The organism is Lutispora saccharofermentans (assembly GCF_024363565.1).
GTDB lineage: Bacteria > Bacillota > Clostridia > Lutisporales > Lutisporaceae > Lutispora > Lutispora saccharofermentans.
This window is the reverse complement of record NZ_JAJEKE010000001.1, coordinates 498147-521538: the sequence shown is the minus strand read 5'-3', so window position 1 is coordinate 521538 and position 23392 is coordinate 498147. Positions and strand designations below refer to the sequence as shown.

Below are 23392 nucleotides of genomic sequence, written 5' to 3'. Positions count from 1 at the left end.
TTATTTCATCTCAATAAGATACTTCCAGTATTTCTTAGGCATAAAATTGGCCTGGAGCTTTGGATTTATTCTATCCTTTATAGTTATACTTTCAAAGTACTGCTTCCAAAGCTCCTGATAAAACAGCTCCTTCTCGTGAAATTCTATCCCTCCATTTATTTCTATATCGCTCATAAACCATTTGGTCTTATCATAGAATACTCCATAGTTCCTCTTCACATCATGAATGACGAAGATCTGGTCGGCCATTCTCTCTGCAAAATGCTTTCCTAAGAGGCACGCAGTGTTGTATTGTGTCTCTATCGGAGCATAATAAATATTGTCCTGCAGCAGCCTGAACCTTATAATTCCCAACAGCAGATGCTTTTCCCTGTTTATTTTTGTAACCAGCTTGTTTATATTGCATACCCGGTCATCGGACAGGTAGGAATCCACGATCTTCCCCACCTTAAATCCAAATCTCAGATACTCCAGTATGTAAATACCCGCATTTTCATGCTCTGATAAATAAGCATACATTATGTTGCCCAATGCATTTTTGGATATCTTTTTTACTATTGCATCGTGGACTTTTCTGGATTTTTCCATGTCAGTCTGTATATGATGTCTCCTTATCAGGAAATTATCTGTAAAGCTATTTAAAGGGACAATCTGCTCAGGGAAATCCTTTTCATAATATGCATCGTATATAGCTGTCAAAAGCCCATCAAAGGTGCCGTCATATATATAATAGAGCATCATAATTCACCTGTAATCCTTGATATATTTTCTTTAGCAGCCATAATCCCCGGGAAAAGGGTAAAGAAGGACAGCTGCTCCACATTCTCATGAATCTTGATATTGTCTTCCGACAGTATATTTCTCCTTATTGATACCGAATTAGTCGGAATGCTTCTTTGAGGAAAATACTTGCCCTTACAGGTTATAAAATATTTTGCTCTCTTTAAAACTATACCCAGCTTTTTAAGATCATCAAAGCCGAGGACAGAAACCCTTCTTGCCTGAAGGATGCGCTGAGCAGATTTCACTCCTATTCCGGGAACCCTGAGCAGCATAAAATAATCCGCTTTATTGACTTCTACAGGAAATTTATCCAGATTTCGTAGCGCCCAGTCACTTTTTGGGTCCAGCAGCTCGTCAAAGTTGGGATTCCTTTCATTTAAAAGCTCGCCAGAGTTAAAACCATAGAATCTCAGAAGCCAGTCTGCCTGATACAGTCTGTGCTCCCGCAGGAGCGGAGGCATGCTTATCGCAGGAAGGCTGGGGTGCTTGGAAACAGGTATATAAGCAGAGTAATATACTCTTTTGAGCTCATAGCTATGATAGAGAGATTCCGAAAGCTTCAAAATCTTTAAATCATTGTCCTTTGTGGCTCCAATGATCAATTGGGTGGATTGGCCTCCCGGCACGAATTTAGGGGCGCTTTTAAACCTTTGCTTTTCTTCCTGATTCTGAATTATCCCGGATTTAATGAATCCCATAGGTTTTATTATGGACTCTTTGGTCTTCTGGGGGGCTAATAGCTTAAGGCTTTCATTTGAGGGAAGCTCAATATTAACGCTCATCCTGTCAACATATTTTCCTGTTTCTTCTATGAGTGCATTGCTCGCTCCCGGTATAGCCTTTATATGAATATATCCGTTAAAATTCTCTTCTTCCCTCAGCCTCTTGACGGATTTCAAAAGCTGTTCCATGGTATAGTCCGGGCTTTGACATATCGCAGAGCTGAGGAAAAGCCCTTCTATGTAATTTCTTCTGTAAAAGTTGATGGTGAGGCTTGCCAGCTCATCAGGAGTAAAAGAAGCCCTGGGTACATCGTTTGAAGAACGATTGATGCAGTATTTGCAGTCATATATACAGGAGTTTGTAAACAACACTTTTAATAATGAAATGCACCTGCCGTCAGGAGTCCAGCTGTGGCATATGCCAGCAGGAGCAGCATTTCCTATTCCGCCTTTTTTGTTTTTCCTGTCGCTGCCGCTGGAGGAACAGGATACATCATATTTTGCAGAATCGGATAATATTTTAATTTTCTCTATAAGGTTCATAAAATACACCTCTATAGTCAGCTTTTACTATAATCTTACCAAAGTTTCTCAACTTATGCAAACATATGTTCGCATAAGTTGAAATTTTTTTGCAGAAAGTTAAAAGAAAAACTTATTGTCCGACTCATGATATCAAATGTGACAATTAGTTTTGCACCTCTTTTCATGTACAATAATAATTATAGATGCAGAGTCTTTCTTCGGATATGTATGGAACTTTTTTTTGTTTATGTTGTCTAAGTAGTGTAAAACATATTTAAAAAAGGAGAAAAGACATCATGAAATTTAAAAAAGTATTTGCAGGATTTTTATCCGTATCTATTCTATCGCTTTCAACAATTACAGCCTTTGCAGCTGACCCGGAAGATTTAAGGATCATCAGTGATGCAGAGCAGATCAAGGAAATTCTGCCTCAATCCTATTTCAATTCTTTTACCGGAGTGGTCAAGAAAATAACCGATCGTGAAGGGATCAAAGGTTCCAAGATGATCTATGTTATAAATGAAGAAGGGTTGGAAGCGAATATAATAGTATCTGATGACACATATATTGTAAACAATGCTGAAATTGTGACAGGTGCAGTGATCACAGGGTTCTATGAAGCAAATGCGCCAATGCTCATGATCTATCCGGCCCAATATAATGCTAAAGTTGTTGCCGTTCAAAGCCAAGCTGAAAATGTTAAGGTTGATATGTTTGGCAAAGATTTGGTCAGTGCTGATAATACATTAAAATTAAATATTTCGGATGCTACAGAAATTATTTCACAAACAGGAAAAAGCTTTAAAGGTGATCTGGCAAACAGAAAGCTTGTTGTTTTGTATGGTCCGTCTACAAGAAGCATGCCGGCACAAACAAACCCGATAAAGGTGATCGTATTAGATGATGCGGCGGATATGGATATTATTGTTGATAACAAGAAAATAGATGGTCCGCGGGCTTACACTAATGAACAGGGAACTATCATGGTCCCGCTCCGTGCGGCAGCTGAAGCATTGGGCTTTGAAGTTGCCTGGGATGGCGGATTGAAAAGCATTATGGTCGGCAAAGGCATTTCACTAAAAATAGGCCAAGATAATTATATCTATATGAAAACCGCCCCCATTCAATTGGGAACCGCTCCGGAAGTTCTTGGAGAAAAGACCTTTGTCCCTCTAAGCTTCTTCAAAGAAGTTATGCGCATGAACAATGCATATGTGTTTGAAGGGCAAATTGTAATAGACAATGGAGAAAAAATGGAATAGATAATAAAGCGGCTCCACAAGGAGTCGTTTTATTATTGGAACTATTTCCTTTATTTGCCGTCAATAGTAAGTGAATATTGATATAATGAAGTTATATAGATCAAACTGGTTAAGTATTGATCAAAAGGAGGTTGGCAAATGTCGAATGCTCAAAGGGCTGGAAGAAAGGCGCATAATTTAATTTGGTATGGAGCTGCTTTTGCTGTAATCGCTGCTATATTATGCTCTTACCTGTTTGCCGGTAACGTTAATTCGGATCATATAATTGCGAAGCCCAAATACCCTGGCAAAATAGGCTTTAATGACTTTGAAGAAAGACTTAAACGACGAGAAGAAATTGATGAAGAATTTATTGACAACCTTAAGAAATTTTCTTTTAATTCTGCTTCAATGATTTTGAAAGAAGAAGATTCAAAGACAAACGCTTTATATTCTCCTATGAGCTTGTATATGGCTCTTGCAATGATGGCGGAAAGCGCCCAGGGAAGCACACAGGAAGAAATTCTAAAAGCAATAAGCATGAATGATATGGATATGATAAGGGAGCAGACCGGAAAGCTATTTCGCAAATTGTATTTTTATAATGAGATTGGAAGGCTGAATCTTGCAAACTCATTATGGCTCAATAAAGATATTGAATTCAATAAAAGCTTCTTAGATAAAATGGCTGCAGATTATTATGCTCATTCTTTCAGCGTAGATTTTGATGATAAATATACATCAAGAAAAATCAGTGAATGGGTATCCGAGCATACAGGAGGAAAGCTTGGCACTGATCCCGATGATTTTCCAATAGATTCTGAACAGGTGATGACCCTTCTCAATACCGTATATTTTTATGATGAATGGGTGGACAGTTTCAATGCCGATAAAACCGCAAAAGACACTTTTCATCTTGAAGACGGGAACACTATAAGCTGTGATTTCATGAATATGACTCGTGGCAGCCACAGATTTGTGGGAGCAGACGGTTATATTGCATCCGGCCTTTCTTTTAAAAATGGCGGCAGCATGGTGTTTATTCTGCCTGATGAAGGAATATCATCCATGGATATGGTTTCAGATCCTGCGATACTGTCTGAGGCTGTCAACTCCTTATTTTCAGAGAAGTGTCAATTTGGGAAAGTTATATTCAAAATTCCGAAGTTCAATTATAAAGCAGAGCTTGACTTGCGAAAATCTGTAGAAAGCTTAGGCATTAAAAGTGTTTTTGAAGCCGGAACAGCAGATTTTACACCATTATCTGAAACAAAGCCTATATTTGTTTCGGAGATAAAACAATCAGCCGCAATCTCTATTGATGAAAAAGGCTGCGAAGCCACTGCATTTACTAAGATTGATTATGTGGGAGCAGCAAGGCCGGACGGCACAGCCGAGATGATCCTTGACAGGCCTTTTATATTTGCAATAACAGGAGCAGATGCATGCCCTTTGTTTATCGGGGTTATAAACAATCCAGCAGCATGAAGCAGAAAAATTTTGCTTGACCCATTGACTCATAGAGTTGTTTGTATTAGAATATTACAAATATGTTAATATTATATATGCGATGAAGAGAAGAGTAGCCGTCGATGACTTTAGCAGAGAGCTCCGGCTGGTGAAAAGGAGTAAAGAATAGACAGGTGAACATGGTCTCGGAGCATTCGCACCGATTTTCTTATGGATTTAGGCTGCGACGGCTGCACCCGTTACAGTGCCGGAGTATAATCAGAATTTATTATTCTGACGTACTTGTTGAGGCTGATGCCGTAAGTCATCAGCGAACCGGGGTGGTACCACGGAGTATAGTGCTCTCGTCCCCAGGATAATACCTGGGGGTGAGGGCTTTATTTATTTGTTCTTATATACATGATCAGACGACTTAAAAAATCAGGAGGTGTTTTTAATGGACATATTTATTGGAGGAGCCTGGCCTTATGCAAATGGATCACTTCATATTGGTCATATTGCAGCTTTGCTGCCAGGTGATGTTTTGGCGAGGTATTTCAGACTGAAAAAATATAACGTGTGTTATGTGTCAGGAAGCGATTGCCACGGTACACCTATTCAGATCAGGGCAAATAAGGAGGGTATACCTCCTGAGCAAATAGCTAACCATTATCATGATGAGTTCAAGGATTGCTTTGAAAAACTAGGCTTTTCTTATGATTTGTACACCCAAACCAATAATCCCTATCATATTGGTTTTGTTCAGGAGTTCTTTACTGATCTTTTGGACAGCGGATATATTTATAGTAAAACCATAGAGCAAGCCTTTTGTGAAAAGTGCAGCCAATTTCTCCCGGATAGATTTGTTATAGGCAAATGCCCCAACTGTGGAAGCAGTGCCAAGGGTGACCAATGTGACAATTGCGGGGCTCTTTTAGAGCCAGCGAATTTAGACGAAAGAAGCTGTGGAATCTGCGGTGAAACTCCTGTTTTCAAATCATCGGAGCACTTCTTCTTGGCATTATCAAAGCTGGAGCAGTTCATTAATGACTATATCACCAATTCTTGCGGTTGGAGAGCCAATGCAACGGGTCTGTCAAAAAGATATGTCGATGAAGGTCTTAGAGACAGGGCTGTGACCAGGGATCTTGAATGGGGAATACCTGTGCCTGTAGAAGGATTCGAAAATAAAAAGATATATGTATGGGTTGAAGCAGTATTAGGATATCTTTCGGCAAGCAAGAAATGGGCAAAGGCTCGGGGTGTGGACTGGAAATCCATATGGTCTGAAAAATCTTTGCATTATTATGTACATGGCAAAGATAATATTCCTTTTCATACTGTTATCCTTCCTGCATTGCTCAAGGCTCATGGAGGCTTTCACCTGCCGGATAGGATAATATCAAGCGAATATGTAACTCTTGAGGGTAAAAAAATATCCACGAGCCAAAATTGGGCTATATGGATACCGTATCTGATTAAGCATTACGACTCGGACACCATTCGCTATTTCTTTATAGCAAATGGCCCTGAGACGAGAGATGCCGACTTTTCATGGAGAGAATTTATTAATAGCCATAATGGAGAGCTGCTCGGTGCATATGGCAATTTTGTTAATAGAAGCCTTGTTTTTATACAAAAATTTTTTGATGGTAAAGTGCCGGAGGGTCAATGCAATCCTGAAATAAGAGAAGCGATAAAAGGATTATATGCGATTTCGGCAGATTTTATTGAGCAAGGCCATTTTAAAGATGCCATTGAAACAATATTTTCATTCATACGTTCTGCAAATAAATATTTTGATGAAGAACAGCCTTGGATTACGGTGAAAGAAAATAAAGAGAGATGCAAGGAAACGCTTTTCACATGCGTTCAGATTATTGCCAACCTATCAATACTGCTGGAGCCGTTTTTGCCGGTTTCATCATCTAAGATCAACTCCATGCTTCAGATAGGAGATTTAGGCTGGGAATATACTGAAGTTTTATCCGGCTTGAATTTAGGAGAAGTAAATATTCTTTTTGAGCGCATTGACAAGAATCAAATAGAAGAGGAAATAGAAAAAATGAACAATTAAAATCAAAAATAAAAATTGCAGGATAAGTTGCAATATGGGATAAAAATACATTGAATAAGCAAAAAGATTGTGATAAAATAAACATGCAATAAAAGATTTTGATTGTAATATGCTTCTGGATTTGATTATGCAGCAATAAAATAAAGCTTGGATATATAGCATTAATCCAATACTGCAGAGATATAGAAAGGGAATATTAATTTTAATACAATTTGATATGGAATGGATGATGACTTGTGGGAGATACCCATTATAATGGGAGCCGAAGGAGAAAGTACAGAAAAGCCCGTTAAATGAAACTCTCAGGCCAAAGGACCGCAGTCGGACATAACTCTGGAAAGCGTATGCACCGAAGGGGCAATTCTATTGATATAGAAGAATCTCTCAGGTTTAATGACAGAGATAGAGGCGAAGAAGCTTCTATCTTTTTTTATTGCATGAAAATTCCAATGATTCAAAATGTTTTTTAAAATATGTAAGGAGGGCTACCATTGTATAAAATTGTAAAGAAGGAAAATCTATCAACAAACATCTTCTCAATGGATGTTTTAGCTCCCCTGGTGGCACAGTCAGCTCAACCGGGTCAATTCGTAATCGTCATAGCTGACGAGAAGGGAGAAAGAGTTCCTTTGACCATATGCGATTATGACAAGGAAAAAGGAACAGTCACTATTGTTGCTCAATCCATAGGCTGTTCTACAAAAAAAATGGCTCAATTCAATGAAGGGGAGTACTTTCATGATTTTGTAGGACCTTTGGGGCAGCCTTCGGAATATGTAAATGAAGATATCAATGAGCTAAAAAAGAAAAAAGTTCTGTTTGTAGCAGGAGGAGTTGGTACTGCTCCGGTTTATCCGCAAGCCAGATGGTTCCATGAAAAAGGAATAGATGTTGACGTAATTATAGGCGCTAAAACTAAAGATTTGATAATTCTTGAAGATAAGATGAGAAAAGTAGCAGGAAATCTCTATATAGCAACAGATGACGGCAGCTACGGCTTTAAGGGTATGATACCCAGCTTGATTGAGGATCTCGTAGTAAATCAAGGTAAAAAATATGACCTTATCGTATGCATAGGTCCAATGATAATGATGAAATTTGTATGCATCATGACTAAAAAGCTTGGAATCAAAACCATCGTAAGCATGAATCCGATCATGGTAGATGGTACCGGTATGTGCGGAGCATGCAGGATAACCGTTGGGGATGAAACAAAGTTTGCTTGTGTGGATGGGCCTGAATTTGACGGTCATCTTGTGGATTTTGATGAAGCACTCAGAAGACAAGCTCAGTATAAAAATGAAGAAGCAGAGAAAAATGGAGAACATGTATGCACATGTCATAAAGGAGGCGCTAACTAATGAACAGATTTGAGAGAGTTCAAATTTCAGAGCAATCACCTGAAGTTAGAAGCCACAACTTTGAAGAGGTTTGCCTTGGATATACGGAAGAGGAAGCTGTAGCAGAGGCCAAAAGATGCCTTCAATGCAAAAATCCTCAATGTGTAACAAAATGTCCAGTATCAATTAATATACCGGAATTTATTCATGAAATTGCCGAAGGAAATTTTGGCAAAGCTGCAAAAATTCTTGCTAAATATACTGCACTTCCTGCAGTTTGCGGCAGAGTTTGCCCACAAGAGGTGCAATGTGAATCCAAATGCGTTCTCGGAAATAAGGGGGATGCTGTAGCTATAGGAAAGCTTGAAAGATTTGCTGCAGATTGGGGAAGAGACCATGATGTTGAAGTAGCGGAAGCTAAAGAGAGCAATGGACACAAAGTAGCAGTCATAGGTTCGGGACCGGCTGGAATAACATGCGCCGGGGATTTGGCCAAAGAAGGTTATGATGTGACTATTTATGAGGCACTCCACAAGCCAGGCGGAGTCTTAGTCTATGGAATCCCGGAGTTTAGGCTTCCTAAGGATACTGTTGTAAAACATGAAATAAGAAACTTAAAGAAGCTTGGAGTAAAGATAAAAACAAATGTCATCGTGGGAAGAACTGTTACAATAGATGATTTATTCGATAAAGGAAAATATGATGCAGTGTTTGTAGGGTCAGGTGCAGGTCTCCCTAAATTTATGGGAATACCAGGAGAAAACTATAACGGCGTATTTTCTGCGAATGAATTTCTTACCAGAAATAATCTGATGAAAGCCTATGAAGACGGATATGATACACCGATTAAGGTTGGCAGCAAGGTCGCGGTAGTAGGCGGAGGAAATGTTGCTATGGATGCTGCCAGAACGGCTAAGAGGCTTGGCGCAGAAGTATGGATAGTATACAGAAGATCAGAGGAAGAGCTTCCGGCAAGGGTAGAGGAAGTGCACCATGCAAAGGAAGAAGGAATAAATTTTGAACTTCTTACCAACCCAACAGAAATAATTGGTGATGAAAAGGGCTGGGTAAAAGGTATCAAATGTGTAAGAATGGAACTTGGTGAACCTGATAAATCGGGAAGAAGAAGACCGATACCTGTTAAAGGGTCAGAATTTGAATTTGATGTTGATACTGTAATAATGGCTCTTGGTACATCACCTAATCCACTGATTCCTTCCACCACAGAAGGTCTGGAGGTTGATAAGAAAAAATGCCTGGTAGCAGATGAACAGGGTCAAACTTCAAAGGAAGGTGTTTTTGCCGGCGGGGATGCGGTGACCGGTGCTGCTACTGTTATTCTGGCAATGGGAGCAGGGAAAGAAGCTGCAGCTGCCATAGATAAGTATATTAACGGATAGTTTAAAAAAATAATGATATTTATATTATTATGAGCAGGCTGAGTTCAGTCTGCTTTCTTCATTTTGTGAACTCAGTCCGTTTAGTCTATAGTGACAAGGGATAAAATAAAAAAATCACTCATATGAGTGATTTGTATTCATATGGAGCTACTGGGGGGACTCGAACCCCCGGCCTGCTGATTACGAATCAGCTGCTCTACCGACTGAGCCACAGTAGCATCATCCTTATCTATTTTAACAGCTTTCCTTATTTCTTTCAATTGCTTTTTTATCTATACCGTTCATTTTCTCCCTGATATAATCATCATAAAGCCGCTCACAAGCATCTACTCAAAAAAATTCAAAATAGTCTGGAATGTCGATGCTATAAGCTTTCTATGCTATAATTGAGAAATATATGAATTTTATATTATTGTTTGAGTATATTTAAAGTGAAATAATGTATATCTTAGAATATATGTAACTTTTAGGGGGTTAATCATGAAAAAGAAATTACCATTTTTTCTGGCAGCTTTGATAATATATGCTGCAGTAGCTATCATGAGCGGAGGTCCCGTAGAGGATGGCAATGTTGCTGCCGCTGATGGGATGAAGGTCCATTTTATAGATGTCGGGCAGGCCGACAGCATATTGGTTCAGAGCGATGAAGCGACTATGCTTATCGATGGAGGAAATAACGCTGATGCTGAAGCAGTAGTAGATTATATAAAATCACAGAATATAGAAAGATTGGATTATGTAATAGGCACTCATCCTCATGAGGATCATATAGGCGGGCTTGATGCAGTGATTGAAAGCTTTGACATCGGTGCAGTTTATATGCCCAAGGCCATGAGCACCACTAAGACCTTTGAAGATGTATTAAAAGCAATATCAAAAAAGGGGCTAAAGATCAACACCCCTATTCCCGGCACAAATATTGATTTGGGAAGAGCTGTTTTTACAATACTTGCACCCAATGGCGAGAGTTATGAATCAACAAATAATTATTCCATAGTGATCAAGCTTACCAATGGGAAAAACTCATTCCTGTTTACGGGTGATGCCGAGAGCATATCTGAAAAAGAGGTGATGGGAAAAGGCTTTGATTTATCTGCAGAGGTTCTGAAGGTTGGACACCACGGCAGTACCACTTCAACAACCAAGGAATTTTTGGATATGGTAAACCCCCGATATGCGATTATAAGCGCGGGCAAAGATAATCAATATGGACATCCCCATAAAGAGATATTGGATAGATTAAAGAAAAAGAATATAATTGTTTATAGGACGGACGAAAGCGGAACTATAATAGCAAGCTCCGACGGAGAATCAATAACTTTTAGTGAAAATGCCAAATCCATACGCTAAGGCAAAAGATGAGAGGTGGATAGCGTGAGATATATTATCGATAGATTTGAAGGAGACTATGCTGTTTGCGAGGATGAAAACAAAGAAGTGGTCAATATAGAGAGAGCCAGGATACCTGCTGAAGCAAAAGAAGGGGATGTCCTGGTCATCCATGAGGACAAAATTTGCCTGGATATAGATGAAACCATTAAGAGAAAAGAACATATCCAGAGATTGATGGATGATCTCTGGGTAACGGAAACCACGGAAAGTCACTGAAACTTCACAAAGAATCTCCCCCACTTTGTTTCGTTCAGAATTACTACGCGGTATCCGCACAACGATAAACGAAAGCAGTCTCGGTCATTCTGAAGGAGCCTGTGACTGAAGAATCTCAAATTAGATCCTTCGGGCATAGCCCTCAGGATGACAAGGTCGCTGGACTTTCATAGCAATGACAACTGTATAGAATATTTGGTGCTTATGTATAGTTTTCCGTGCTTTTTCGTGAAAAATTTGGTGTCTTTCAGTGGTTTCAGTTTCCAATTTTCGGAGGCTTTGGACCAAAAAATTGATAAAAATCAGTTTTCATCATCCCATTGTAAAGCTTCCTTTTTTTGTCCGCTTTTCTTCCAAAATACCGTTCAAAACCCTCATAAGCTGTCAAGATATAAAAAGACCAGCTGTCTAAAGAGGAAAAGACCTTGCCCATATCGGCATATAATCTTTCTACTGTTTTAATATCATCCAGCCTCTCTCCATAGGGAGGGTTGGTAACGATAAAGCCATACTTGTCCTTGCTTGAAAACTCTCTGACATCTCTTTGCTGGAAATGTATATATTTCTCCACGCCGGCTTTTTTTGCGTTATCTCTTGCTATCTTTATGACCTTTTCATCTATATCATAGCCTTGAATATAGATATCCTCGCTTGCCCTTATATGAGCCTCGGCTTCAAGGCGCGCTCTGCTCCACAATTTCTGGGGGATTCTCGACCATTTTTCAGAGACAAAGCTTCTTTTTAAGCCTGGTGCAATATTCAGGCCCTTAAGAGCTGCCTCGATCGCTATGGTTCCGGAGCCGCAAAAAGGATCGGCCAATAAGCGGCCCTCCTTCCATGGAGTCAGCGATACCAATGCTGCTGCTAATGTTTCCCTTATCGGAGCTGCACTGCCTATTTCTCTATAACCCCTTTTGTGCAGGGCAGGTCCGGTGCTATCCAGGTATAGAGTAACCCGGTCCTTAAATACAAAGATATGTATGGGATAAGAAGCACCGCTTTCGCTGAACCAATTCACATCATATTTTTTCTTCAGGCTTTCCACCACAGCCTTTTTTACTATAGCTTGAATATCTGAAGTGCTGAACAGCTTGGATCTCACTGAGGAGGCCTTTGCAGCGGGGAAAGAGCCTTCCTTTGGTATCCATTCATGCCATGGCAAGCTCTTGGTTTGCTCAAAGAGCTCTTCAAAGGAGGTGGCATTAAATTCTCCCATCTTCACCAGCACTCTCTCGCCGGTTCGCAGCCAAATATTTGCTTTTGCTATGCCTGATTCATCAGACAAAAAATAAACCCTGCCGTCCTCAACTTTGTTTACTTCAAAGCCTAACTCTTTAATTTCTCTGGATAATATAGCTTCCAGAGCAAAACCGCAGGGTGCACACAGTTGGATATGTGACATTTGATCTCTCCTTGCTAACTTCATCTTAAGTTTCTTCTATTTTTTGGGGGTTGATTGTTGTATTCCGTGTAAATAAATGCGGCAATGATTGGAATAGCAATGAAAATCCATAGGTTAGCACTGTTTGCGACTCTCAATATGAACCATTCCAAGAATAGAACTATTATCCATATGATATAATTGTTAATAGTCTTATTCACATTCATACCTCCTTGTCTGTGCTTATTAATATTATATCAAAAAAGTTTATCGCAAGTCATCATATATAATATATTTTCGTATATCTGCAACTAATTATGACCAAAAACGTCAAATATATAAATATAATTTGAAAATAATATATATAACGCATTAAATATTTTACAAAACTGTCATTCTGAACGAAACAAAGTGGAGTGAAGAATCTGGCTAAGATTCTTCGCATACGCTCAGAATGACGGCATACGCCGTTTTAAAACTACAAATGCATTTATTGCGTTATATATAATAAGCAAGAGAATAGCAAATAAAAACATAAAGGTTGGAGTGATTATTTATGCAAAAAAATAAAGCTGCGTTGAGTCTTGCAGCAGTATTTATTATAGCGTCAGTTCTATCCTCCTGCACGCCTGCAGTGAAGACCCCGGGGACCCCAGAGACCCCGGAGGCGCAAGTGCCGGTGACGAAGGATGATATAAGTCTGTATTACCCGCTAAAGGTGGGCAATGAATGGATATATGATGGAGAAGGGAATGAATATGCATCCTATACTCAAAAGGTAACTTATTCAAAGGACAATAAATTTCAAGTGATGATAGATAACGGCGGAACCCGGTCTGCAAATATTTATGCCGTAAAAGATGACGCTTTAGTTCATACCTATATAGAAGGCGAAGTCTATGATGAGAAAAATGTGCTTGATATGGAAGAAAATTTTGATGAAACGATAATAAAGCTGCCCATTGAGGTAGGAAATAAGTGGGTAAGCTCGGAAAATTCTTATGAGATCATAGATATTAATGCTTCTGTAACTGTACCAGCAGGCACTTTTCAGGACTGTATAGTCATAAAAGAGGTATATAAGGACAAAACAGCTTACAGAAATTATTATATAAAAAAGGGAGTTGGCCTGGTGAAATCCGAGTATAAGACAAATGACGGATTTACCGTATCTTCACTTTTGAAAAGCTATAAATTGGTCGATGAGCAATGAAGTAATATGAATTTTATATGAATATATGTAATATTTAAGGCATCAAAACTTAAGTTTTGATGCCTTAAATATTTGCTCTTTCATTATTAAGCGGCAAATTGACATAAGCTGCTTAATATTCTATAATAAATGAATATTTAAAATTTTTGAAATATAAAATAAACATAACCTGTATTATAGAATTGGGGGGTGCATTTTTTATGGGAAACAAAAAATGTTGCTGCGGCAAACCTGGACAATATTTTAATAATTTTGACAAAATATTGGATAAGTATGAAGGAAAAGAGTCAGAACTAATTCCTATTTTGCAAGACATACAAGAAGCTTATGGCTATTTACCGCAGGATATCCTTGAGGCCCTTTGCGATAGGACAGGCTTACACCCGACACAGGTAATGGGTGTGATTACATTTTATTCTCAATTCAGGTTATCGCCTACAGGCGAGAATATAATAAAGCTATGCTTTGGGACTGCCTGCCATGTAAAGGGATCGGAAAAGATAGCAGAAGCCTTAAAAGAAGAGTTAAATATTGAGATCGGCGAAACCACCAAGGACAATAGATTTACTCTTGAAACAGTGGCCTGTTTAGGCTGCTGCGGCCTTGCCCCTGTGATGATGATAGGAAATGATGTCTATGGCAAATTAATACCCAAAGATATCCCGGCGATTTTAGAGAAGTACCGATAGAATTAAGGTCAGCAAACAATGAGGAGGTAATATGGAATGAAAATGTATCGTTCCCATGTCATGATTTGCAGGGGAACCGGCTGTTCATCTTCTAATTCGGAACAGATAGCAAAAAACTTTGAAGAGCAAATCAAAATCCATGGTCTTGATCAGGAGGTAATTGTTGAGAGAACCGGATGCTTTGGCTTATGTGCTCTTGGACCGATAGTCATCATATATCCTGAAGCTTCTTTCTACAGCATGATCAAACCGGAAGATGTAGAAGAAATCGTAAAAGAGCATCTCATCAAAGGCAGAGTTGTAAAGAGGCTTCTCTATGCTGAGACTGTTGCAGAAAGCAGGATAAAATCCATAAACGAAGTAAATTTTTATAAAAATCAGCAAAGGGTTGCGCTAAGAAATTGCGGAATTATAAATCCTGAAAACATAGATGAATATATAGCTTTTGATGGATATAAAGCTTTGATAAAATGTTTGACAGAGCTGAAGCCCGAAGAAGTTATTGAATCAATAAAAAAATCGGGCCTTAGAGGAAGAGGCGGCGGCGGATTCCCAACCGGCAATAAGTGGGAGTTTACCGCTAAAGCACAAGGCGATATGAAATATGTATGCTGCAATGCTGACGAAGGTGATCCGGGGGCCTTTATGGATAGAAGTATTCTGGAAGGTGACCCTCATTCGGTATTGGAAGCTATGGCCATAGCCGGCTATGCAATAGGAGGAAGCCAAGGTTATATATATGTAAGAGCCGAATATCCACTGGCTGTTAAGCGTCTCACAATAGCAATCAATCAGGCCAGGGAATATGGATTGCTGGGTAAAAATATTTTAGGGACAGGCTTTGGCTTTGATATTGCAATACGTCTCGGAGCGGGTGCTTTCGTGTGCGGGGAAGAGACTGCTTTAATAGCTTCTATAGAAGGGCAAAGAGGTATGCCAAGGATCAGGCCGCCCTTCCCGGCAGTAAAAGGCTTATTCGGAAAGCCTACTCTCCTCAATAACGTTGAAACTTATGCGAATATATGCTCTATAATAAACAACGGCCCTGAGTGGTTTGCTTCTATGGGGACTGAGAAATCAAAGGGAACCAAGGTCTTCGCATTAGGGGGAAAAATAAATCACACCGGGCTGGTGGAAGTTCCTATGGGTACTACAATGAGGGAAATCATATACAATATAGGAGGCGGCTGCCCAAACGGCAAAGCTTTTAAGGCCGTGCAGATGGGAGGGCCTTCCGGCGGCTGCATACCTGCAGAACTGATAGATACTATTATAGATTATGATTCCGTTACTAAAACAGGGGCTATAATGGGTTCCGGCGGTATGATTGTTATGGATGAAGATAATTGTATGGTTGATATTGCAAAATTCTTCCTGGACTTTACCGTTCATGAGTCTTGCGGCAAATGTACCTTCTGCAGGATTGGAATAAAAAGAATGAATGAAATTTTAACAAGGATAACAAAGGGAGAAGGAAGAGAAGGCGATATTGGGCTTTTAGAAGAGTTGGCTATAAATATCAAGAAAAATTCTCTCTGCGGCTTGGGTCAGACTGCTCCTAATCCTGTTTTGACCACAATAAAATATTTTAGAAATGAGTATGAAGCTCATATCAGGGATAAGAAATGTCCTGCCAAGCAGTGCAAGAGCTTGATAGAATATAAAATAATCGAAGATAAGTGCAGAGGCTGCACACTTTGCAGCAGGGCATGTCCGGTAAAGGCCATATCCGGAGAAGTGAAAAAAGCACATAAGATCGATAGCAGCATATGCAAAAAATGCGGGTTGTGCAAGGATACCTGCAAGTTTGCTGCTATTGTCGTAGAATAATTTGTAAAGGGATGAGGTAGAGAACTATGGGAAAATTGAATTTAACCATAAACGGAAAAGAAGTTACTGCCAATCCTGGCCAGACTATATTGGATGTGGCAAGAGAAAATAATATGCTCATACCGACTTTGTGCCATGATGACAGACTGAAGCCCTTCGGCTCCTGCCTGCTTTGCAGGGTAGAGGTGGAAGGCGCCAGAGGCAATATGTTGGCCTGTGCAACTCGAGTTACCGATGGGATGACAGTAAGAACTGAAACCGATGCTGTCAATGATGCAAGAAGGATGTGCCTGGAGCTTCTTTTATCCCAGCACTACGGAGATTGTACGGCTCCCTGCAGCATGACATGCCCGGCAGGAATCGATGTCCAGGGTTATATAGCTCATATTGCCAATGGACAATACCAGGAAGCTGTAAAGCTTATAAAAGAAAGGAATCCTCTTCCGGTGGTTTGCGGCAGAGTTTGTACCAGGCCCTGCGAAGATGAGTGCAGAAGAAATCTTGTAGATGAGAGAGTAGGCATTGATTATCTGAAAAGATTTGCTTCTGATTATGATTTGAACAGTGATGATCATTATGTCCCCAATAAAAAAGCTGCAACAGGCAAGAAAGCCGCAGTAATAGGAGCAGGCCCTGCAGGTTTGTCCTGTGCTTTCTATCTTGCAAGGGAAGGACATAAAGTCACCATATTCGAGAGATGGCCCAGAGGCGGCGGAATGCTGAGATATGGAATACCCGAATATAGAATGCCCAAGGCAGCATTGGACAAGGAAATCGACACTATAAAAGAGCTTGGTGTAGAGATTCAATATGAAAAGACCTTTGGTATGGATGTAACCTATGAAAGCCTTAAAAAAGACGGCTATGAAGCCATATTTTTGGGCATCGGCTCACAGGTAGGGCAGCCCATAGGGTGCGAAGGCGAAGCATGCCCAATGGGAGTATACGCCGGTGTGGACTTTTTGGGCAGAGTAGGATTAGGTCATAATATTGATCTATCCGGCAAGCATGTAATAGTAATAGGCGGAGGAAATACTGCAATAGATGCTTCCAGGACAGCTCTGAGGCTGGGAGCCAAAAAAGTTACCATAGCCTATAGAAGGACAAAGAAAGAAATGCCTGCTCATGAGATGGAGATAGAAGAAGCCGAATATGAAGGGGTAGAATTTGAATTCCTTATAGCTCCAAAGCAGATAATAAGCGATGCAGGAAAGCCCATCTATATTGAATTCATCAGGATGGAGCTTGGAGAACCTGACGCATCAGGCAGAAGGAGGCCTATAGAAATACCAGGCTCAGAATTCAAGATGCCTGCAGATTATGTTATAGGAGCAATCGGCCAGACCCAGGACCTGAGCTTTATAAACGATGGCTTTAATCTGGAAGCTAAAAATAACAAGATAGTGGTCAACCTGGATCTCATGACCACCAATATAGAAGGAGTATTTGCGGGGGGAGATGGAGTTACAGGCCCTCAAACAGCCATCAAGGCAATCGCGGCAGGGAGAATTGCAGCTTACTCCATGGATAAATATTTAAGAGGGGAAAAGATTGAGAAGCTTCCCCAGATGTATAACCATGTCAAGGGACAGAAGCTTAAAGATATTGATAAGAAAGAATTTGAACAATACGAAAAAATAGACAAAAACAGAATGCCTATGCTCAGCAAGGAGGAGAGAAAGTATAATTTCAAGGAGGTCGAATTAGGCTTTACTGAAGAACAGGCAAAGGCTGAAGCCCAAAGATGCTTGTCCTGCGGATGCAAGGACGTCCATGAGTGCAAGCTGAGAGAGTTTGCAACAACTTATGGGGCCAAACAAGATAGGCTGGCAGGCGCCATCACAAAGCATCCTATTGATGAAAGTCATCCTTTCATCAGCAGAGACAAGAATAAATGCATCATGTGCGGAAGATGTGTAAGGATATGCCTTGAGGTGCAGGGCGCAGGCGCGCTGGGCTTCATCTCCAGAGGATACAATACTACCATAGAGCCGTCCTTCGGAAAACCTTTCGGAGAGGACAGCCGCTGCGAATCCTGCGGCCAATGTGTTTCTACCTGCCCGGTAGGAGCTTTGACAGAGAAGGTTCAGCTGCCTAAGCAAGGACCATTTGCAGAGCAAATCGTAGATACTATATGCAATAACTGCGGAACAGGATGCACATTGAAGCTTCATGTATCAGGGGACAGGTTTATCCGAGCTACATCAGAAGCAGGATTGGGTGTAAATAGTGGAAATTTATGCGAAAAAGGCAGATTCCAAAACAGCTTCATCAATTTTCCTGAGAGAATAGTAAAGCCAATGATAAGAAAAGAAGGCAAACTGGCGGAGAGCAGCTGGGAAGAAGCTCATAAGCTCATAAGTGAAAAAATGAAATCTCATAGAGCAATGGGCTTTGTATCACAAAAAGCCACCAATGAAGAAGCGGCTGAAATGAATAAGCTTGTATCAGGAAATATATACAGCTTTGATTTAAGCGATGCAGCCTATGGCTTGCAGGATTCTTTCGGCAAGGATTATAAAAAAGCTTCTTACGAAGATATCAATAAAGCTGATACTATCTTATGCTTAGGCTTTGATATCAAGGAAGAAAACCCTGTAGCAGCGCTTATGGTGAAAGCTGCAGCAGAAAAGGGTGCTGAGCTTATAATGGTAAGTGAGGCTGTATCAAAGCTGGACAGATATGCAGGAATGGTTGTTAGAGTTGATGATAATAAGGTTAAAGATTTTGCTGAAGCATTAGCCAAAGCAGTTAAGGGTGAGGCAGCCGACGGACCGGTTGCTGCATTGGCAGCAAAGCTTAAGAAGGCAGTATCCCCTCTTATAATGATAGGCGGAGCTGCAGGCTATGCTGAAGCGAAGGCAGCGGCAGGATTGGCGAAAGCCTTGGATAAGAATGAGGAGAGCATACTGCTTATGCAGAATAAGCCGAACAGCCTAGGCTTGGTAAATGAAGGAGTAAAGGCCTTCAAAGCAGCGGAAATGAGCTTGAGAGACAATGCAGTATTGATATATGGAGAAGACCCGATAGGCACAGGAAACCCTGGGGCAGAGAAGGCACTGAAAGAAGCAGCCTTTGTTGCAGTATTTGATATGCTGCTTACAGAAACAGCTAAGTTGGCAGATGCAGTTCTCCCGATAACAAGCTTTGCAGAGAATGAAGGAACCTATACCAACAGCGAGGGAAGAGTTCAGAAGCTCAACAAAGCTATGGAGCCCAAGACTGGGAAGTCAAACATTGATGTGATCAAATCTTTATAGGATCAATTATACGAATTACACTGATAACAGCACATTTTTTTATATGTCATCCTGAGGGCAATGCCTTTAGGATGACAATATATTACAAAACATCAATGAGTACATTGCGCCTGACGGCATCATGTAAAAGTGATGCTTTCTTTTTCTCCAGATACAGCTTGTCCCCTGTTATTGCGAACAAGTCATCATAAATCAAAGCCAAATCATAGTGGTACATATTTTTTAGAAAGTATTTTTCACAATTATTAAAATTTTTTAAAGCTTTTTCATACTCATTATGTATAAAGGATATATGGCCTGCTATAAAGCGATAGTTGTTTTTCCCCATCTCCTGCAGGCTGTTAACATTTATATTGCCTAATAATTCCTCGGCTTTTGGATAGTCTTTGATATTAAAGTATAATATCAATTCCTGCATGGAGAATTTTCTATATAAAACTTTATTATCATAAAAATCTTTTTTGCACTTTTCAACTATCTCAAAGGCTTCAGAAAATCTGCAACAATATCTTAGAACATTGATATAGTTGATATAGCAACGGCCTATTTCAGGGGCATCGTTTTCATAATTAAGCAGAAGAATACTTTTTTGTATATGTTCGATGGCTTCACTATATTTGCCTAGATTATAGCAGGCGATATTCATTGCTATATGCAATTGAGGAGCAACTACCCTGTAAGTTAAATTATCATGAGTATTAAAAAAGTCATTTATAAGGGTATAGGTTTTTTTATATTGGGCTGTATAGTTGTAAATAAGAGAGAGATTGTTTATCACAATACAATATATTAGAGAATTTAATTCATGGAGTCGTATCAAGAAGTTAAAAGCAATATTAAGATATTCCTCAGCTTTTTTATAATTGCTTCTTTGCATATATATTTTGGAAAGAGTATTGAGTGCTGTAGCATATTCTATAAAGTTAGATTTCCGATAAGATTCGGGCTTCTTTGAAAAGCTGTTGATATATTTTCTTAAAGTCAAGGCGGATTCCTTATATGTTTTTATATTATAGTATGACATTCCCAAATAATAGTATTTATTTATGTCTTCTATTGTATTGAATTTTACAGAATCATGCTCATACAGCTTTGCTATATATTCATATTCTCCGGCAGCAAAAGCCCTATTTAGGTCAGAACCATCATCTGTTCCAATGCTGCTGATGGTTTGACTATAGTCTATATTACTTGTAAAATAAGTGACGGGAACATCCAGTACTTTGCAAAAATGATTTAGTTGGGAGATAGATGGCTGCATCTTATTATTCTCTATCAAGCTTAATACGCATCTGTTAATGATACTTCCGCATAGTTGTGCTTGCGTCATCTTCTTTTTTATGCGCAAGTTCTTGATTTTACTGCCTACGGAGTTGATCATAAGCCACACCTCTTTGTTAATAATTTCAACAAATATAGGAAAAATTTTTGTTCAGAATAGAAATGTTGTAATAGATATTGGATTCTTAATGTAACGTGTTTGGTTAACTGTAAATCATTTCTGTTAATATTATATCACGGTTTACATTAATGTCATATAGTGTTACTTTATAAGAGAAAATAGGAGATGGAGGAAGAGGAAGATGAAAAAGCTAATATTAGTTTTGGTAATATTAAGCATTATTGGCCTTACACCTGTTTATTGCTTTGCGGAAGAGGAAAACAATAAGATGCTAAGTATAGGTACAGAAGAGTCAATGTTTTAATCGCCTCAAAATGTTATAAAGCTGACATTACTACCACCTTCAAAGCATATATGATTTCTCGGAATCCTTCATTATCGACAGCTATAGCTGCAAGAGCAGCGGCGTTTTCTACTTCGACGTCCCAGTATCGCTTTAGAAATATACCGGCTGGATACATTCTTACTAATGCTTCTGATTCAACGGCGTTTAAGGAGCAATAAATAGAACAGTAACTGCTAAGTTTAGCAGTTACTGTTCTATGACTTTTATAATTTATAAAAGGGCGGATTAGTTCAGTGTTAAAAATTTAATCGATCATTTTATATAAAATTGATCAGGGGGGGCTAGTATGTATAAATATTTGCTTAGGCACAAGCTGTTGTTTGCGCTGAATATAATATTTGCGATATTAGATTCGGCACTTAATGTTGCTATGGCTTTGGTGCTGAAATTACTTGTTGATGCTAGCTCATCCGGAAGCATTAAGGATCTCAAGTATGCAGTCATAGTTTTTTTGATGTACATATTTATATCTATTATCGTTTGGATGGTAGCTAAGGTATTAAAGGCTTGTTTGCTGAGAAGATCCCTTACAGATTTAAAGAATCAGATCTTTAGCAAGATAATTTATCGGAATATTAATGAATTCAATGAAGAAAACAGTGCAAAAAACATATCTTTGCTGACAAATGATATAAATATATTGGAACAGGACTATTATAATAATTTATTCGATCTATTCTCTAATCTGGTTGCTTTCATTATTGCTACAATAGCCATGATAAGGTTGAATATATATGCGGCGATATTTGTTTTTGCAGCGGCATTGATTCCAATAGGCATACCTGTCATTTCCGGGAAGACATTGAGCAGATATAGAAATGCTTATTCTGAGGCTATAGGGCTATTTACAGTGAAGATAAAGGATATTTTTTCCGGGTTTGAGGTAATAAAAGGCTTTAATATTGAGAAAAGAGTTTTGGAGGATTATAGGATATCAAATGAGGGAGCTGAACTGTCAAAATACAGGTATAATGTATTTGCAGGAGCAATAGATTCCTTAGCCACAGCATTTGGATTCATGATTTTTCTGGGAACCATGAGCATAAACGCATATTTTGTAATAACAGGCAAGATGACCATTGGCCTGATGCTTGCCATAACACAATTGATGAACAATATAGTAAATCCTCTTGTAAGCTTATCTTCCAGGCTTAACAGATTAAAATCCGTAAAGCTTATTGAAGATAAAATAAATGATATTTTGCTCAAGCATGATGAGAGCGATGAAGGAATCAGCAAAAAGGTCTTTGATGACAGGCTGCGCTTTTATAATATTTCTTTTTCCTATGACGGCGAAAAGGCCGTGTTAAAGAATGTGAATTTTATCATTAAAAAAGGCAGGAAGTATGCAATAGTGGGGAACAGCGGAGGCGGGAAATCCACTATATTGAAATTGCTTCTCAGATATTATGAAAACCATTCAGGAAATATATTTATTGATGGGATAGACAATAAAAGCATAAAAGCGGAAGACTTATATAGATTAGTGAGCATAATACATCAAAACATATATATGTTTGACAGCAGTATAAGAGACAACCTCACATTATTTGAAGATTACAGCGATGAAGCCATAGAAAATGCAATAGATCTGTCAGGGCTGAGAGAGCTTATCAAAAGCTTGAGCGATGGAATCAATAGCCCTGTAGGAGAAAACGGCCGCAATTTGTCCGGCGGAGAAAAGCAGAGAATAGCCATTGCAAGAGCCATAATAAAGAATACACCTATACTTGTCATTGATGAAGCCACATCATCTCTGGACAATGAAACCTCATACAACATAGAAAATTCCATATTAAATATACCTGAGCTCACATGCCTTGTGGTCACACATAAACTGAATGAAGAGATATTGAAAAAGTATGACAGCATATTTGTTTTAAAAGACGGAGCCTTGATAGAACAAGGCACCTTCGATGAGCTTATGGAAAGAAGAGCTTTCTTTTACAATCTATATAATGTCGCTAAGAACGGCAATTAAATAACTTTGCTTATTTCGAACCATGGGATTATTAATAAAGCGAACATCAGTATAAATTTAAAATTGTATCAGGAACTAAAAGGGGATGTTGCACAATGAACTTATTCATTACGCAACAACCCCCTTTAATTCTATGAGGCTTTCT

17 protein-coding genes, 1 tRNA gene, 2 riboswitches and 1 other annotated feature are annotated in these 23392 nt (G+C 39.2%); of the genes, 13 read left to right on the top strand and 5 right to left on the bottom strand.

All coding sequences use genetic code 11. The features are described from left to right. Positions 1–738, bottom strand: a complete 738-nt coding sequence (locus tag LJD61_RS02555; RefSeq protein ID WP_255225908.1) for a TIGR03915 family putative DNA repair protein — start codon at positions 736–738, stop codon at positions 1–3. Further along, on the bottom strand, positions 738–2048 hold the full coding sequence (locus LJD61_RS02550) for a putative DNA modification/repair radical SAM protein (RefSeq protein ID WP_255225907.1): 1311 nt from the start codon (positions 2046–2048) through the stop codon (positions 738–740). Before LJD61_RS02550 ends, LJD61_RS02555 begins: the two co-directional genes overlap by 1 nt. 278 nt (positions 2049–2326) lie before the next feature. Here LJD61_RS02550 and LJD61_RS02545 point away from each other — a divergent pair, with 278 nt between their 5' ends. The 5 genes from LJD61_RS02545 (at position 2327) to gltA (ending at position 9537) form a co-directional block, all read left to right on the top strand. After that, the gene (locus LJD61_RS02545) at positions 2327–3292 is read left to right on the top strand and encodes a copper amine oxidase N-terminal domain-containing protein (protein ID WP_255225906.1); all 966 of its coding nucleotides are present in this window, start codon (positions 2327–2329) and stop codon (positions 3290–3292) included. A 138-nt stretch (positions 3293–3430) separates the two neighbouring features. Next, positions 3431–4759: a serpin family protein gene (locus LJD61_RS02540; protein WP_255225905.1), complete on the top strand. Its 1329-nt coding sequence runs from the start codon at positions 3431–3433 to the stop codon at positions 4757–4759. A 73-nt stretch (positions 4760–4832) separates the two neighbouring features. Then, positions 4833–5096: a binding site (T-box leader), on the top strand. A gap of 81 nt (positions 5097–5177) precedes the next feature. Beyond that, positions 5178–6797, top strand: coding sequence for a methionine--tRNA ligase (gene metG, locus LJD61_RS02535; RefSeq protein WP_255225904.1), 1620 nt, complete (start codon positions 5178–5180; stop codon positions 6795–6797). 227 nt (positions 6798–7024) lie between these two features. Further along, positions 7025–7125: riboswitch (glycine riboswitch) on the top strand. After that, positions 7126–7204, top strand: a riboswitch (glycine riboswitch). Positions 7205–7288: 84 nt separating this feature from the next. Beyond that, entirely contained in the window at positions 7289–8158 is an 870-nt protein-coding gene (locus tag LJD61_RS02530) for a sulfide/dihydroorotate dehydrogenase-like FAD/NAD-binding protein (protein ID WP_255225903.1), read from the top strand. Beyond that, positions 8158–9537 (top strand): NADPH-dependent glutamate synthase, encoded by a 1380-nt coding sequence (gltA, locus tag LJD61_RS02525; RefSeq protein ID WP_255225902.1) that lies wholly within the window; start codon positions 8158–8160, stop codon positions 9535–9537. Before LJD61_RS02530 ends, gltA begins: the two co-directional genes overlap by 1 nt. 142 nt (positions 9538–9679) lie before the next feature. Here gltA and LJD61_RS02520 read toward each other — a convergent pair. After that, positions 9680–9755, bottom strand: a tRNA-Thr gene (locus LJD61_RS02520). 262 nt (positions 9756–10017) lie between these two features. On the opposite strand from LJD61_RS02520, the gene LJD61_RS02515 reads away from it, so the two are divergent. Continuing rightward, positions 10018–10887, top strand: coding sequence for a ComEC/Rec2 family competence protein (locus LJD61_RS02515; RefSeq protein ID WP_255225901.1), 870 nt, complete (start codon positions 10018–10020; stop codon positions 10885–10887). A gap of 24 nt (positions 10888–10911) precedes the next feature. Further along, positions 10912–11145 (top strand): DUF3006 domain-containing protein, encoded by a 234-nt coding sequence (locus tag LJD61_RS02510; RefSeq protein WP_255225900.1) that lies wholly within the window; start codon positions 10912–10914, stop codon positions 11143–11145. A gap of 256 nt (positions 11146–11401) precedes the next feature. On the opposite strand, the gene LJD61_RS02505 is transcribed toward LJD61_RS02510, so the two are convergent. Next, the gene (locus tag LJD61_RS02505) at positions 11402–12547 is read right to left on the bottom strand and encodes a THUMP domain-containing class I SAM-dependent RNA methyltransferase (protein ID WP_255225899.1); all 1146 of its coding nucleotides are present in this window, start codon (positions 12545–12547) and stop codon (positions 11402–11404) included. A 535-nt stretch (positions 12548–13082) separates the two neighbouring features. Here LJD61_RS02505 and LJD61_RS02500 point away from each other — a divergent pair. The 4 genes from LJD61_RS02500 (at position 13083) to LJD61_RS02485 (ending at position 19518) form a co-directional block, all read left to right on the top strand. Beyond that, positions 13083–13739: a hypothetical protein gene (locus tag LJD61_RS02500; protein ID WP_255225898.1), complete on the top strand. Its 657-nt coding sequence runs from the start codon at positions 13083–13085 to the stop codon at positions 13737–13739. 200 nt (positions 13740–13939) lie between these two features. Beyond that, on the top strand, positions 13940–14428 hold the full coding sequence (nuoE, locus tag LJD61_RS02495) for an NADH-quinone oxidoreductase subunit NuoE (protein WP_255225897.1): 489 nt from the start codon (positions 13940–13942) through the stop codon (positions 14426–14428). Between the two features lie 36 nt (positions 14429–14464). Beyond that, entirely contained in the window at positions 14465–16258 is a 1794-nt protein-coding gene (gene nuoF / locus LJD61_RS02490) for an NADH-quinone oxidoreductase subunit NuoF (RefSeq protein ID WP_255225896.1), read from the top strand. Positions 16259–16284: 26 nt separating this feature from the next. Then, on the top strand, positions 16285–19518 hold the full coding sequence (locus tag LJD61_RS02485; protein WP_255225895.1) for an NAD(P)-binding protein: 3234 nt from the start codon (positions 16285–16287) through the stop codon (positions 19516–19518). Between the two features lie 82 nt (positions 19519–19600). On the opposite strand, the gene LJD61_RS02480 is transcribed toward LJD61_RS02485, so the two are convergent. Continuing rightward, positions 19601–20899 carry a helix-turn-helix transcriptional regulator gene (locus tag LJD61_RS02480; protein WP_255225894.1) on the bottom strand — a complete coding sequence of 433 codons (1299 nt, stop codon included), beginning with the start codon at positions 20897–20899 and terminating at the stop codon, positions 19601–19603. Positions 20900–21101: 202 nt separating this feature from the next. Here LJD61_RS02480 and LJD61_RS02475 point away from each other — a divergent pair, with 202 nt between their 5' ends. Both LJD61_RS02475 and LJD61_RS02470 read left to right on the top strand, forming a co-directional pair. After that, a complete protein-coding gene (locus tag LJD61_RS02475; RefSeq protein ID WP_255225893.1) occupies positions 21102–21224 on the top strand; it encodes a hypothetical protein in 123 nt (40 codons plus the stop codon). 328 nt (positions 21225–21552) lie between these two features. Beyond that, positions 21553–23247: an ABC transporter ATP-binding protein gene (locus LJD61_RS02470; protein WP_255225892.1), complete on the top strand. Its 1695-nt coding sequence runs from the start codon at positions 21553–21555 to the stop codon at positions 23245–23247. Positions 23248–23392: the final 145 nt, after the last annotated feature.

Bases quoted from the DNA above. Each gene is read 5' to 3' on its own strand.
- LJD61_RS02555 (WP_255225908.1), bottom strand. From the start codon at position 738: ATGCTCTATTATATATATGACGGCACCTTTGATGGGCTTTTGACAGCT.
- LJD61_RS02550 (WP_255225907.1), bottom strand. From the start codon at position 2,048: ATGAACCTTATAGAGAAAATTAAAATATTATCCGATTCTGCAAAATAT.
- LJD61_RS02545 (WP_255225906.1), top strand. From the start codon at position 2,327: ATGAAATTTAAAAAAGTATTTGCAGGATTTTTATCCGTATCTATTCTA.
- LJD61_RS02540 (WP_255225905.1), top strand. From the start codon at position 3,431: ATGTCGAATGCTCAAAGGGCTGGAAGAAAGGCGCATAATTTAATTTGG.
- metG (WP_255225904.1), top strand. From the start codon at position 5,178: ATGGACATATTTATTGGAGGAGCCTGGCCTTATGCAAATGGATCACTT.
- gltA (WP_255225902.1), top strand. From the start codon at position 8,158: ATGAACAGATTTGAGAGAGTTCAAATTTCAGAGCAATCACCTGAAGTT.
- LJD61_RS02515 (WP_255225901.1), top strand. From the start codon at position 10,018: ATGAAAAAGAAATTACCATTTTTTCTGGCAGCTTTGATAATATATGCT.
- LJD61_RS02505 (WP_255225899.1), bottom strand. From the start codon at position 12,547: ATGTCACATATCCAACTGTGTGCACCCTGCGGTTTTGCTCTGGAAGCT.
- LJD61_RS02500 (WP_255225898.1), top strand. From the start codon at position 13,083: ATGCAAAAAAATAAAGCTGCGTTGAGTCTTGCAGCAGTATTTATTATA.
- nuoE (WP_255225897.1), top strand. From the start codon at position 13,940: ATGGGAAACAAAAAATGTTGCTGCGGCAAACCTGGACAATATTTTAAT.
- nuoF (WP_255225896.1), top strand. From the start codon at position 14,465: ATGAAAATGTATCGTTCCCATGTCATGATTTGCAGGGGAACCGGCTGT.
- LJD61_RS02485 (WP_255225895.1), top strand. From the start codon at position 16,285: ATGGGAAAATTGAATTTAACCATAAACGGAAAAGAAGTTACTGCCAAT.
- LJD61_RS02480 (WP_255225894.1), bottom strand. From the start codon at position 20,899: ATGATCAACTCCGTAGGCAGTAAAATCAAGAACTTGCGCATAAAAAAG.
- LJD61_RS02475 (WP_255225893.1), top strand. From the start codon at position 21,102: ATGAAAAAGCTAATATTAGTTTTGGTAATATTAAGCATTATTGGCCTT.
- LJD61_RS02470 (WP_255225892.1), top strand. From the start codon at position 21,553: ATGTATAAATATTTGCTTAGGCACAAGCTGTTGTTTGCGCTGAATATA.